This window comes from Saccharopolyspora kobensis (genome assembly GCF_900108315.1).
GTDB lineage: Bacteria > Actinomycetota > Actinomycetes > Mycobacteriales > Pseudonocardiaceae > Saccharopolyspora > Saccharopolyspora kobensis.
Genome location: NZ_FNVB01000003.1, coordinates 857,288 through 869,511 on the forward strand (window position 1 = coordinate 857,288; position 12,224 = coordinate 869,511).

The 12,224-nt window shown below is 70.8% G+C and carries 11 protein-coding genes; 6 read left to right on the forward strand and 5 right to left on the reverse strand.

Annotated features, from left to right (window positions below):
• Positions 1-33: 33 nt before the first annotated feature.
• From dapA to C4T78_RS12415, 3 genes are read right to left on the reverse strand one after another with little or no spacing between them, the layout of a single operon-like run.
• On the reverse strand, positions 34-951 hold the full coding sequence (gene dapA, locus C4T78_RS12405) for a 4-hydroxy-tetrahydrodipicolinate synthase (RefSeq protein ID WP_093357342.1): 918 nt from the start codon (positions 949-951) through the stop codon (positions 34-36).
• On the reverse strand, positions 948-1,634 hold the full coding sequence (locus tag C4T78_RS12410; protein ID WP_093156999.1) for a GntR family transcriptional regulator: 687 nt from the start codon (positions 1,632-1,634) through the stop codon (positions 948-950). Before C4T78_RS12410 ends, dapA begins: the two co-directional genes overlap by 4 nt.
• Positions 1,631-3,043 carry a fumarylacetoacetate hydrolase family protein gene (locus C4T78_RS12415; protein WP_093357343.1) on the reverse strand — a complete coding sequence of 471 codons (1,413 nt, stop codon included), beginning with the start codon at positions 3,041-3,043 and terminating at the stop codon, positions 1,631-1,633. Before C4T78_RS12415 ends, C4T78_RS12410 begins: the two co-directional genes overlap by 4 nt.
• Before the next feature lie 277 nt (positions 3,044-3,320).
• Between C4T78_RS12415 and hpaD the strand changes: the two genes are divergently transcribed.
• Both hpaD and C4T78_RS12425 read left to right on the forward strand, forming a co-directional pair.
• Positions 3,321-4,346, forward strand: a complete 1,026-nt coding sequence (gene hpaD / locus C4T78_RS12420; RefSeq protein ID WP_093357345.1) for a 3,4-dihydroxyphenylacetate 2,3-dioxygenase — start codon at positions 3,321-3,323, stop codon at positions 4,344-4,346.
• A gap of 88 nt (positions 4,347-4,434) precedes the next feature.
• The gene (locus tag C4T78_RS12425) at positions 4,435-5,730 is read left to right on the forward strand and encodes an MFS transporter (protein ID WP_093357346.1); all 1,296 of its coding nucleotides are present in this window, start codon (positions 4,435-4,437) and stop codon (positions 5,728-5,730) included.
• A gap of 4 nt (positions 5,731-5,734) precedes the next feature.
• Here the strand turns inward: C4T78_RS12425 and C4T78_RS12430 are convergent, their stop codons facing one another.
• The gene (locus tag C4T78_RS12430; RefSeq protein WP_093357348.1) at positions 5,735-6,145 is read right to left on the reverse strand and encodes a VOC family protein; all 411 of its coding nucleotides are present in this window, start codon (positions 6,143-6,145) and stop codon (positions 5,735-5,737) included.
• Positions 6,146-6,224: 79 nt separating this feature from the next.
• Here C4T78_RS12430 and C4T78_RS12435 point away from each other — a divergent pair, with 79 nt between their 5' ends.
• The 4 genes from C4T78_RS12435 to C4T78_RS12450 all read left to right on the forward strand — a co-directional run bounded on the left by C4T78_RS12435 (position 6,225) and on the right by C4T78_RS12450 (position 11,607).
• On the forward strand, positions 6,225-6,833 hold the full coding sequence (locus C4T78_RS12435; RefSeq protein ID WP_093357349.1) for a TetR/AcrR family transcriptional regulator: 609 nt from the start codon (positions 6,225-6,227) through the stop codon (positions 6,831-6,833).
• Positions 6,834-7,079: 246 nt separating this feature from the next.
• Positions 7,080-8,531, forward strand: a complete 1,452-nt coding sequence (locus C4T78_RS12440) for an amino acid permease (RefSeq protein WP_218161717.1) — start codon at positions 7,080-7,082, stop codon at positions 8,529-8,531.
• Between the two features lie 152 nt (positions 8,532-8,683).
• Positions 8,684-10,861, forward strand: a complete 2,178-nt coding sequence (gene helR / locus C4T78_RS12445; protein ID WP_093357350.1) for an RNA polymerase recycling motor ATPase HelR — start codon at positions 8,684-8,686, stop codon at positions 10,859-10,861.
• A gap of 32 nt (positions 10,862-10,893) precedes the next feature.
• The gene (locus tag C4T78_RS12450; protein ID WP_093357352.1) at positions 10,894-11,607 is read left to right on the forward strand and encodes a Mut7-C RNAse domain-containing protein; all 714 of its coding nucleotides are present in this window, start codon (positions 10,894-10,896) and stop codon (positions 11,605-11,607) included.
• Positions 11,608-11,648: 41 nt separating this feature from the next.
• Here C4T78_RS12450 and C4T78_RS12455 read toward each other — a convergent pair whose 3' ends face one another.
• Positions 11,649-12,110 carry a MarR family winged helix-turn-helix transcriptional regulator gene (locus tag C4T78_RS12455; RefSeq protein WP_218161718.1) on the reverse strand — a complete coding sequence of 154 codons (462 nt, stop codon included), beginning with the start codon at positions 12,108-12,110 and terminating at the stop codon, positions 11,649-11,651.
• Between the last annotated feature and the right edge of the window lie 114 nt (positions 12,111-12,224).

Genomic DNA, 12,224 nt, shown 5'->3' on the forward strand with positions numbered 1-12,224 from the left:
CGGGCGCGCGATCTCCACCGGAATCGCGAGTCTTCAACTGGGGATGAGGTCGCCGCCCTCGGCCAGCAGCGGTTCGATCCGGTTGCGGCCGTCGGCGGTGAGCGGGATCAGCGGCGGGCGGACGTGGTCGCTGGCGATCAGGCCGCGGTCGGCCAGCACCGCCTTGACCGCCGCCGGGTTGGTCTCGGTGAACACCAGCTCGACCAGCGGGTGCAGCCGGTAGTGCAGGTCGATGGCCTCGTCCACCCTGCCGTCGACGTAGGCCTGGTACATGTCGGCGACGGCCTTCGGCGCCAGGTTGGCGACCGCGCTGACGAACCCGATGCCGCCGATGGCCAGCAGCGGCAGGCACAGCAGCTCGATGCCCGACCACATCAGGAAGTCCTTGCCGCAGGCCTTGAGCACGTGCGAGAAGTGCTCGAAGTCCTTGGTGGTCTCCTTGATGCCGACGATGTTGTCGTGCGCGAGCCGCAGCCTGGCCACCGTGGCGGGATCGACGCTGACCGCGGTGCGGCTGGGCACGTTGTAGATCGCGATCGGCAGGTCCGGGTACTCCGCGGCGACGGTCGAGTACCAGGTGAACAGCGCTTCCTGGGTGGGGCGGGCGTAGTAGGGCGTGATCACCAGCGCGATGTCGGCGCCGAGGTCGCGGGCGTACCCGGTCAGCTCCAGCGTCTCGTCGAGCTTGGCCGATCCGGTGCCGGGCAGGAACGGCACCTGGTCGGCGGTCTCCGCGGCGACGATCTCCAGCGAGCGCTTGCGCTCGGCGAGGGTCTGCGCGCTGGGCTCGCCGGTGGAGCCGCCGCTGGAGATGCCGTGCGAACCGTTGGTCAGCTGCCAGCGGACCAGGTTGCGCAGGCCCGCCTCGTCCAGCTCGCCGTCGGCGGTGAACGGTGTGACGACCGGCGCGATCGAGCCCCTGACCTGCGACGGGTCGGCGCGGAACTTCATGACTTCTCCCCTTCCTCGGCGGACCGCAGCGCGGCCACGGCAGCGCGGGCGGTGCGCAGCGTGTGCTCCCGCGCGAAGTTCTCCACGATCGACTCCGCCGCCCCGCAGGAGACCAGCTGCAGCAGTGCCTCGTGCTCGGCGTAGGACTCGGTGTAGCGGGCGGGCACCAGCGCGAAGCTGGAGCGGCGGATCAGGTCCAGCCGCGACCACTCCCGCTCCAGCAGGCCCAGCAGGTGCGCGTTCGCGCTGGCCCCGCACAGCGTGCGGTGGAACTCCCGGTTGAGCTCGGTGTAGGCGCGGGCGTCGCCCTGCTCGGCCTTGCGCTTGAGCTCCTGGTTGAGCTCCCGCGCCCGGTCCAGCTCCGCCGCGCTGATCCGCGCCGCACCCGAAGCGGTGGCGAAACCTTCCAGCAGCGCGAGCGTTTCCATGCTGCTGAGGTACTGGCCCGGGTCGATCGAGGCGACCTGGGCGCCCACGTTGCGCTGGTAGTCGACGTAGCCCTCGGCTTCCAGGCGGCGGACGGCCTCCCGCACCGGGACCACGCTCATGTCCAGCTCGCGCGCGATCTGCTCCAGCACCAGCCGCTCGCCCGGCACGAGGCTGCGCGCCACGATCCGCTCGCGGAGGTGCTGGTAGGCGATCTCGGACTTGGAGCTCGCCGCCCCGTCCTGCGCTGCCGTCACTCCTCGCCACCCCGCCACTGCTCGTACCGCTGCTTCCACTCGCCGCTGAGCGGGTACAGGCCTTCGACCCGGTGCCCGGCGTCGACCTGCTGGTAGATGAACCGCTCCTGGCGCTCCTGCTCGACGGCGTCGGCGGCGACCTCGTCGGCCAGCCCCGGCGGGATGACCACCACGCCGTCGTCGTCGCCGACGAGCACGTCGCCGGGCTCGACCAGCGCGCCGCCGCAGGCCACCGCCACGTTGTCCTCCCACGGCACGTGCCGGTTGCCGAGGACCGCGGCGTGCTGCGTGGCGGCGTAGGTGGGGATGTCGAGGTCGGCGAAGGAGCCGCTGTCGCGCACTCCGCCGTCGGTCACGATCCCGGTTCCGCCGGCCCGCTGGACGCGCAGCGCGAGGATGTCGCCGATCGTGCCTGCGTGGGCGTCGCCGCGGGCGTCGATGACGAGCACTTCGCCGGGCCGGATCGAGTCGATGGTGGACTTCTGCGCGTTGTAACCGCCGCCGCGCTTGGCGAAGACGTCCTCGCGCAGCGGCAGGTAGCGCAGCGTGTGCGCGCGGCCGAGCATCCGGGAACCGGGCTTGGCCGGCCGGACGGATTCGATGAAGGCGTGGTGGATCCCGCGCTTGCGCAGCTGCGCGGAGAGCGTCGCGGTGGCGGCGCTGCGCAGGTTCCGCTCGGTCTCCTCCGGGAGGCCCAGCCCGCTGGGCTTGCCGAAGGCGTCCTCGCGGTCCTTCTCGGACAGCGCGGGCAGCGCGCCCGGGCCGCTCATGGGTTCCTCCGCCTCGACGATGGTGGTGCGCAGCCTGCCGCTCTCGCCCACCTCCACCTCGACGACGTCGCCGGGCTGCACGATGGGCGGTGCGGCAGGGGTGCCGGTGAGGATGATGTCGCCGGGTTCCAGGGTCAGCGAGCGCGACAGGTCCGCGATCAGGTGCTCGAAGTCGAACAGCAGGTTGCCGGAGTTGTCGTCCTGGACGAGCTCTCCGTTGACCCATAATCGGATCCGCAGGTCCTTCAGGTCCACTTCGGACGGATCGAGGACGGCGGGGCCGACCGGGGTGTAGCCGTCGGTGCCCTTGCTGCGCACGTTCGAGCCGCGATCGGCGTAGCGCAGGTCGTAGCAGCCGATGTCGTTGGCCGCCGCGATGCCGCCGATGTGCTCGGCCGCGGTTTCCACCGGGACGTTGCGGGCCCGCTTGCCGATGATGACGGCGATCTCGCCCTCCACGCCCAGCGCCTCCGCGCCGCGCGGCCGGACGGCCTGCTGCCCGTCGGCGGCCAGCGAGGACGGCGGTTTGAGGAAGTAGGAGGGTTCGCGGGGCGTCCGGCCGCGCTCTTGCGCCCGGCTGCGGTAGTTGAGGTGCACCGCGATGATCTTGCTGGGCGAGAGCCCGAGGGGGTGCGGCACCGGTTGCCTCCCATCCCGTTCGACTGGCCAGATCATGACCCCAAATCAGATACGATGTCAACCACACCCACGCACCTCCCGACCTCCCCCAACGCAATTTCAATGGAAATCAGACGTGTGATTTCCATTGAAATTGCGCACCACCAAAGGACTTCGGGGCGTCTATCAGGTGATATGCGTTCGGGGGTCATGTTCGCGCTGGTGGACTATTGACCGGCGCGCAGGCGGCTGTCTAACCTGCCAGCAAGCCAATCATATACGATCATGGTAGGTGCGCATGCCTGTCCCCGCTCCCGACGTGGTCCGCGCCGCGGACGCCGAACTGGTCGTCACCGACCTCGCGCGATCCCGGTGGTTCTGGGTGGACGCGCTCGGCTTCGAAGCCATCGAGGAGGACGACGAGGTCATCTACCTGCGCGGCTACGAGGAGTTCCTGCACCACAGCCTGGTGCTGCGCAAGGGCCCGGAAGCCGGACTGCGGCGGCTGTCCTACCGGGTGCGCACTCCCGAGGACGTCCAGCGCGCCAAGGACTTCTTCGCCGCCAAGGGCCTGCCCACCCAGGACGTCCCGGCGGGCACCACCCGCGGCATCGGCGAGGCGGTGCGGGTGGAGGACCCGTTCGGCTTCCCGGTGGAGTTCTTCCACCACGCCGAGCAGGGGCCGCGCCACGTGCAGCGCTACGACCTGCGGCGCGGCGCCGAACCCTCGCGCATCGACCACTTCAACGTGCTGACGCCGGACGTCCAGGCCGCGCACGACTTCTACGCCGAGCTCGGCTTCCGCACCTCCGAGACCATCGAGGACGCCGACCAGATCTACGCGGCGTGGATGTTCCGCAAGCCGACCGTGCACGACATCGCCTTCACCGGCGGCGCCGGGCCGCGCCTGCACCACATCGCCTTCTTCGTGCCGGAGTCGCACCAGATCCTGCGCGCCTGCGACATCCTCGGCTCCACCGCCGACCACGGGCACATCGAGCGCGGGCCGGGCCGCCACGGCGTGTCCAACGCCTTCTACCTGTACCTGCGCGACCCGGACGGGCACCGCCTGGAGCTCTACACCAGCGACTACTACACCGGCGACCCGGACCACCAGACCTACCGGTGGGACGTGCAGGACCCGCGCCGCCGCGACTTCTGGGGCCACGACGTCGTGCCCTCCTGGTACCGCGAGGGCTCGACCGCGCTCGGCCTGGACGGCGCGCCGAAGGAGCTGGTGCACCCGCCGGTCTCGGAGGAGACCGTGCACGTCGGGGCCGACGGCCTGGGCGTGGTCACCGAAGCCGAGCTGCAGCGCTCCTGATCGCGCGCGATCTCGCGGGAACGCCCGGTTCCCGCGAGATCGCGCCCCCCGCAAGGCAATCACGACCTCAGCGAAGAGGCGGAACCACATGAGCAGCCCGGAGCAGGCGCGCCGCGCCCGACTGGCCAGCATGGTCGGCACCACCATCGAGTGGTACGACTACTTCCTCTACGGCACCGCCTCGGCGCTGATCTTCGCCCCGCAGTTCTTCCCCGACCTCTCCCCCACCGCGGGCAAGCTGGCCGCGTTCTCCACGCTGGCCATCGGCTTCGCCGCCCGCCCGCTGGGCGGCGTGGTGATGGGCCACTTCGGCGACCGCATCGGCCGCAAGTCGATGCTGGTGTTCTCGCTGCTGGTGATGGGCGGCTCGACAGTGGCCATCGGGCTGCTGCCGAACTACCAGGCCTGGGGCGTGTGGGCGCCGCTGGCGCTGGTGCTCTGCCGCGTGCTGCAGGGGATCAGCGCGGGCGGCGAGTGGGGCGGCGCCGCGCTGATGGCCGTCGAGCACGCACCACCGCACCGGCGCGGCCTGTTCGGCTCCTACGCCCAGGTCGGCACCCCGCTGGGCATGGTGCTGTCCACAGTGGTCTTCCTGGTGGTGCGCCTGGCCGTCGACGAGCAGCAGTTCACCGCCTGGGGATGGCGGATCCCGTTCCTGCTCAGCATCCTGCTGGTGCTGCTCGGCCTCTACATCCGGCTGCGGGTGGTGGAGAGCCCGGTGTTCGCGGAGGTCCGCGCGCAGGACCGCCGCGCGCGGATGCCGCTCGCCCAGGTGCTGCGCAGGCAGCCGACCGCGCTGCTGATCGCCGTCGGCACCTTCGTCGGCAACAACACGCTCGGCTACATCTTCATGGTCTACCTGGTCAGCTACAGCGTCGACGAGGCCGGGCTGGGCCAGCAGGTGGTGCTGGTGAACCTGGCGCTGGGCTCGGTGGTGTGGCTGGCGCTGACTCCGGTGTTCGGCGCGATGTCCGACCGGATCGGCCGCCGCAACGTCTACCTGATCGGCACCGCGCTGAGCGTGCTCTGGGCGTTCCCGCTGTTCTGGCTGATCGACACCGGCAGCGCCCTGCTGGTGCTGGTCGCGCAGGCGGTCTACGTGATCGGGGTGTCCGCCACCTACGCGCCGCAGGCAGCGCTGTTCACCGAGCTGTTCAGCCCCGAGTGGCGCTACTCCGGCGCTTCGCTGTCCTACTCGCTCGGCGCAGTGCTCGGCGGCGGCTTCGCGCCGATCGTGTGCACCGCGCTCTACAGCGCCTTCGGCACCACAGCGGCGATCTCCGGCTACATCGTCCTGGTGAACCTGATCAGCCTGGCGGCGATCGCGGCCATCCCGGCCCATCTCGGCAAGCCGCAGCCCAGCGCCCGACCCGTTCGCACCTGACCGGTCAGACGTACTGCTCGGCGAACTCCTCCGTCGGCTCGATGGGCGTGATGACGTCGATCAGGACGCCGTTCGGGTCGGACACGATGAAGTGCCGCTGCCCGAAGTCCTCGCTGCGCAGTTCGAGCTCGGCCGGCAGCCCGCCGCGGACGACCAGCCGGTCCCACTCCGCGTCGACGTCGGCCACCTCGAAGTTGAGCAGCACGCCCTGGGCGTTCTTGCGGTAGGCGGCGGGCAGCGTCGGGTGGGTGCCGTCGAGCAGCGCGAGCTCGCTGCACGGCGGGCCGGGCCGCCGAAGGCTCACGTACCAGTCGGCCTCGAACGTCGTCTCGAAGCCCAGCAGCCCGGTGTAGAAGTCGCGGGACTCCTGCAGCCGCGCCGTGCAGAGGACCGGGTAGAAGCTGGTCAGCATCATGGGCATCTCCTTTGACATACCGTCGGTAGGCGAAACTTATTTGGCGTACCATCGGTATGTCAACAGCGGGAGGAGCACGATGGCCGACGGCATCAGGGCGCAGCAGCGCGAGCAGACCCGGCGAACACTGCTGCGCGAGAGCAGGCAGCTGTTCGCGACCAAGGGCTACGGCGCGGTGGGCCTCTCGGAGATCGTGCGCACCGCGGGAGTCACCAAAGGCGCGCTGTACCACCACTTCGACAGCAAGGCCGCGCTCTTCCGCGCGGTGCTGGAACAGGTGCAGCGCGAAGTGGCGGAGCAGGTGGCGGCGGCCGCCGACGCCGAAGCCGACCCGTGGACCCAGCTCACCGCGGGCTGCCGGGCGTTCCTCACCGCGAGCACCGATCCCGACGCGCAGCGGATCATGCTCGTCGACGGCCCCGCAGTGCTGGGCTGGACCGAGTGGCGCGCACTGGACGAGGCCGCCTCGGCCCATCACCTGACCGAAGCGCTCACCGGGCTGATCGAGGCGGGCGTGATCGCGCGCCAACCGGTGGCACCGCTGGCCCACCTGCTGTCCGGCGCGATGAACGAGGCCGCGCTGTGGCTCGCGGTGTCGGGCAGGCCCGGGGATCTGGACGACACGTGGGCAGCGCTCGCGCGGATGCTGGAGTCGCTGCGCGCCCCATACGGGACCACTGCGGCATAGCGACGGAAACGGGCCATTCGGGCCGTGCGCTGGCACACATTCGGGCGATCCGGAAATGAGCGGCAGGCACTTTACGACAGGCGAAGAATTTGCCGTGCTCGGCCTCGTTGACGACGATATTTGCCGTCAATAGAGTTCGGCCGCAACGCGAACGGCAATTCGACGGCCCCGGTTCTGCGGTGCGGAATCCGGTGCTTCACCATCTTTCCCGCTGCGAACAACGTCGGAAGTCCCAGGGGAGCACGCATGTCCGGTTCCGCGCCCACCACCGCGCCCGCCTCCGGCTGGGGCCGGGTGATGCGGCGCAAACCGGTCAGCCGGCTCAACGCCGAGAGCGGCGCCGACAGCGGTGGCAGCGAGCTGCGCCGATCGCTGGGCGTGTTCCGGCTGACCATGATCGGCGTGGGTTCCACGGTCGGCACCGGGATCTTCATCGTGCTCAACGAGGCGGTGCCCAAGGCCGGGCCCGCGGTGGTCGTGTCGTTCGTGCTGGCCGCCATCACCGCGGCACTCACCGCGCTCTGCTACGCCGAGCTCGCCTCCACCATCCCGGTGTCCGGTGCGTCCTACACCTACGCCTACGCCACGATGGGCGAGCTGATCGCCTTCATCGTCGGTGCCTGCCTGCTGCTGGAGTACGGGGTGGCGGCCTCGGCGGTGGCCGTCGGCTGGGGCGAGTACCTCAACGCGCTGCTCGGCGACGTCACCGGCTGGCAGCTGCCCGCCGAGTTCAGCGCCCCGCCCGGCGAGGGCGGGATCCTGAACGTGCCCGCCGCCGTGCTGGTCACCGCCTGCTGCCTGCTGCTGGTGCGCGGCGCGAAGGAGTCCGCGACGATCAACGCGATCACGGTGTGCATCAAGCTCGCCGTGCTGCTGCTGTTCGTCGCGGTGGCCTTCACCGCGTTCAACGCCGAGAACGCCCAGCCCTTCGCCCCGTTCGGCGCGGCCGGGGTCGGTGCCGCCGCCTCCATGGTGTTCTTCTCCTACATCGGCATGGACACCGTCTCCACCGCCGGCGAGGAGGTGCGCAACCCGCGGCGGACGCTGCCGCTGGCGCTGTTCTGGTGCGTCGTGATCGTCACCTCCATCTACCTCCTGGTGGCCATCGCAGGCATCGGCGCGCAGCCGTGGCAGCGGTTCGAGGGCCAGCAGGCGGGCCTGGCGGCGATCCTGGGCGACCTGACCGGTTCCGGCTGGCCCGCCATCGTGCTCGCCGCCGGCGGTGTGGTGTCGATCTTCGGCGTCACGCTGACCACGATCTACGGCCAGACCCGGATCCTGTTCTCGATGGGCCGCGACGGCATGGTCCCGAAGGTCTTCCACACCGTCCACCCGCGCCGCCGGACCCCGGTGCACAACACGCTGATCGTCTCGCTGTTCGTCGGCCTGCTGGCGGCGGTGGTGCCGCTGAACACGCTGGCGAACCTGACCAGCATGGGCACTCTGGTGGCGTTCACCGTCGTCTCCGCGGGCGTGGTGATCCTCCGCCGCACCCGCCCGGACCTCGACCGCGGCTTCCGCGCCCCGGGCGGCCCGGTGGTCCCGGCGCTGAGCATCGCGGCCTGCGTCTACCTGATCTCCCAGCTGCCGTGGAGCACGTACCTGATGTTCGCGATCTGGCTGGCGCTGGCCCTCACCCTGTACTTCACCTACAGCGTCAAGCACAGCACCCTGGCCACCGGCGAGCCTCGCGCGTAGCAGATCCCCGGCGGCCGCGGCACACGCGGTCGCCGGGCATGCGAGTTTGGAAAAACCCCGAATCAGTGGGAAAATGGAAAGTCGGCGTGTCCACCACCATCCAATGGGGACTCCGCCGAACCTGGTGTCAGGATAGCCGCTGTGAGGGGCAAGTGTCAAATCAGGGGTACGAAGAGGAACTTCGGTCCGAGCGCGGATACGTGGCTCAGCTCTACGCGCGGCTCGACGCCGAACGCGCGCGGGTGCGGGGCGAGTACCGGACCGCGCTACGGGACCACGGCGGCACTGCCGTCGAGCGGGACGTCGACGTGCGCGCTCTCGCCCGGGAGGCGAAGCGGCTGGACGTGGCGGACAACGGGCTGTGCTTCGGCCGCCTGGACAGCATCTCCGGTGAGCGGTCGCACATCGGCCGGATCGGCATCTTCGACGAGGACGACGACTACGAGCCGCTGCTGCTCGACTGGCGGGCGCCCGCCGCCCGGCCGTTCTACACCGCCACCGGCGCGAACCCGGAGAACATGCGGCGGCGCAGGCAGTTCCACACGCGCGGGCGGGAGCTGACCGGCTTCACCGACGAGGTGCTCGGCCGCCCCGGTGGTGACGCGCAGGGCGACGCGGCGCTGCTCGCGGCGGTCAACGCGCCGCGCGGCGAGGGAATGCGCGACATCGTGGCCACGATCCAGGCCGAGCAGGACGAGATCATCCGGCTCGACCACCCCGGGGTGCTGGTCATCGAGGGCGGCCCGGGCACCGGGAAGACCGTGGTCGCCCTGCACCGCGTCGCCTACCTGCTCTACACCCAGCGGGAGCGCATGGAGCGCCACGGCGTGCTCGTGGTCGGGCCCAATCCGGCGTTCCTGAACCACATCGGCCGCGTGCTGCCGTCGCTGGGCGAATCCGACGTGGTGTTCATGACCACCGGCGATCTCGTGCCCGGCAAGCACGTGACCGCCGAGGACCCGCCGGAAGCCGCGCGCATCAAGGGTTCGCTGAAGATCCTCGACGTTTTGACCGCGGCCATCGCCGACCGCCAGCGGCTACCGGAGCACCCGGTGCCGATCGAGCTGCAGGACGTCGCGGTGCGGATCGACGCCGAGACCGCGGAGTGGGCCAGGCAGGAGGCGCGCGACAGCGGCCTGCCGCACAACGAGGCCCGCGCGGTGTTCACCGAGATCGTGACCTACGTGCTCACCGAGCGGGCCATCGCGCGGATCGGCAAGGGCTGGCTGACCAGGGCCGACAAGGAGGCTTGGGAGCAGCTGCGGGGCGACCTGATCAAGGAGCTCGCGGAGAACGACGCGTTCACCACCGCGCTCGACGAGCTCTGGCCCGTGCTGACGCCGGAATCGCTGCTGGCACCGCTGTTCAGCTCCGCCGAGAGGCTGCGCGCCGCCGGCGCCGATGAGGCGCTGCTGCGCGCAGACGGCGACGCCTGGACCGTTTCGGACGTCCCACTGCTCGACGAGCTGGTCGACCTGCTGGGCCGCGACAAGTCCGCCGACCGGCAGGCCGAGCGGGAGCGCGCCAGGGAGGCCGAGTACGCCGAGGGCGTCATGGAGATCCTCAGCTTCGAGCGCCACGACATGATGGACGACGAGGACCACCTGCTCGCCCAGGACCTGATCGACGCCGCGGACCTGGCCGACCGCTTCGGCCAGCGCGACACCCGCGACCTCGCCGAGCGCGCCGCCGCGGACCGGGACTGGACCTACCGGCACGTCGTGGTCGACGAGGCCCAGGAACTGTCCGAAATGGACTGGCGAGTGCTGATGCGGCGCTGCCCGAGCCGGTCGTTCACGGTGGTCGGCGACCTCGCCCAGCGCCGCTCGGAGGCCGGGGCGAGGTCCTGGGGCGCGATGCTGGAACCGTACGTGCCGGGCCGCTGGGTCTACCGGTCGCTGACGGTGAACTACCGGACGCCCGCCGAGATCATGGCGGTCGCCGGAGCGGTGCTCGCCGAGTTCGCGCCGGAGATCGAGCCGCCGGACTCGGTGCGCGCGTGCGGCGTCCGGCCGTGGTCCAGGCAGGTCGGCGCGGACGAACTGCCCGCCGCGATCGAGGAGTTCACCCGCGAGGAAGCCGACCGCGAGGGCACCTGCGTGGTGATCGGTCCGCCGGGCGTGCCGGGCACCGTGCCCGCGTCGGAGACCAAGGGCCTGGAGTACGACGCCGTCCTGGTCGTGGAGCCGGAGCGCATCCTCGCCGACGGCCCGCGCGGAGCTGCGGAGCTCTACGTCTCCCTGACCCGCGCCACGCAGCGCCTCGGCGTCCTGCACCAGGGCCCGCTGCCGCAGGCCCTGTCCGGGCTCGCCGAGGCCGAGCGCGTGTAGCGGCGGCGGGCCCACCGGCCGACCATGTGCGCATGGCATCCACGCTGCACGTGCGCATCGCCGCGGAGCTGCGGTTCTTCGCGGCTCCGCGGCACCGGGGCGGGACGGCCGAGGTGCCCTACGACGGAACAGCCACTCTCGGCCACATCGCCGAGTCGCTGGGCGTGCCGTTGACCGAGGTCGGTGCCCTGCTGGCCGACGGCGTGCCGCGCTCCCCCGCCTTCCAGCCGCGTGCCGGGACGACGCTGGAGATCCGGCCGGTCGAGCGGCCGCAGGACCTCCCGCCGCGCTTCCTGCTCGACGTGCACCTGGGCAAGCTCGCCCGGCGCCTGCGGCTGGTCGGCGTGGACGCGGCCTACCGCAACGACGCGGCCGACGACGAGCTGATCGCGGAGGCCGAGCGCGAGCACCGGGTCCTGCTCACCCAGGACCGCGGCCTTCTGCAACGGCGAGCGCTGTGGGCGGGCGCCTACGTGCGCGGTTCCGATCCGGCTCGGCAGCTGGTCGACGTCGTCGAGCGGTTCGCGCCACCGCTGGCGCCGTGGACGCGCTGCACCGCGTGCAACGGCCTGCTGATCGCCGTGTCCAAAGAGGACGTGCAGGCGGAGATCGAACCGGGAACTCGGAGGCACTACGACGAGTACGCCCGGTGCCGGGACTGCGAGCGGGTGTACTGGCGCGGAGCGCATTCCAGGCGGATCGACGTGATCATCCGCTCGGCGCAGGAGGCGCACCCGGACGGCTGATCGGCTCAGATGGCGGGTTCCCGGCTGTCGCGTTCGCCGGTCTAGGCGGGTGACTGGTCCGCCTGCAGGTTGTCGAGGATCTTGGCGGCGGTGTCCGCGAACCGGTCGAGCTCTTCGGGAGTGAGGCGGTCGACGAACAAGCGCCGGACTTCCCGGGCATGGCCGGGTACGGCGTCCTTGAGCGTGGCGAGCCCTTTCGCCGTGATCACCGCGTGCGTGCCGCGGGAGCCGCACCGTTCCCGGGTGATCAGGCCTCGTCCGCTCATCCGGGTGAGCTGATGATGCATGCGGCTCTTCTCCCAGCCGGCCACCCGGCCGAGTTCGTAGACGCGCATCCGCCCTTCCGGCGCCTCGGACAGCACCGCGAGCACGGTGTAGTCGGCGTTGGACAAGCCGCTGGCGGACTGGAGCTGCTGTTCGACGCGCGTCCGCAGCAGCTCCAGCATCTGGAAGGAGGTCCGCCAGGCGCGGAGCTCGCGTTCGGTCAGTCCCGGCTGTGCCATGAGGTCATCCTACCGCTCAGTTGACACGTCAACTCGACCGTGTAGTTTGAGGTGACGCATCAACTCGCACGACTCTCCGCGGGCAACTTCCCGAACCCATGAAGGAGGATCAGC

Bases quoted from the DNA above. Each gene is read 5' to 3' on its own strand.
- dapA (WP_093357342.1), bottom strand. From the start codon at position 951: ATGAAGTTCCGCGCCGACCCGTCGCAGGTCAGGGGCTCGATCGCGCCG.
- hpaD (WP_093357345.1), top strand. From the start codon at position 3,321: ATGCCTGTCCCCGCTCCCGACGTGGTCCGCGCCGCGGACGCCGAACTG.
- C4T78_RS12425 (WP_093357346.1), top strand. From the start codon at position 4,435: ATGAGCAGCCCGGAGCAGGCGCGCCGCGCCCGACTGGCCAGCATGGTC.
- C4T78_RS12430 (WP_093357348.1), bottom strand. From the start codon at position 6,145: ATGATGCTGACCAGCTTCTACCCGGTCCTCTGCACGGCGCGGCTGCAG.
- C4T78_RS12435 (WP_093357349.1), top strand. From the start codon at position 6,225: ATGGCCGACGGCATCAGGGCGCAGCAGCGCGAGCAGACCCGGCGAACA.
- C4T78_RS12440 (WP_218161717.1), top strand. From the start codon at position 7,080: ATGTCCGGTTCCGCGCCCACCACCGCGCCCGCCTCCGGCTGGGGCCGG.
- C4T78_RS12450 (WP_093357352.1), top strand. From the start codon at position 10,894: ATGGCATCCACGCTGCACGTGCGCATCGCCGCGGAGCTGCGGTTCTTC.
- C4T78_RS12455 (WP_218161718.1), bottom strand. From the start codon at position 12,110: ATGGCACAGCCGGGACTGACCGAACGCGAGCTCCGCGCCTGGCGGACC.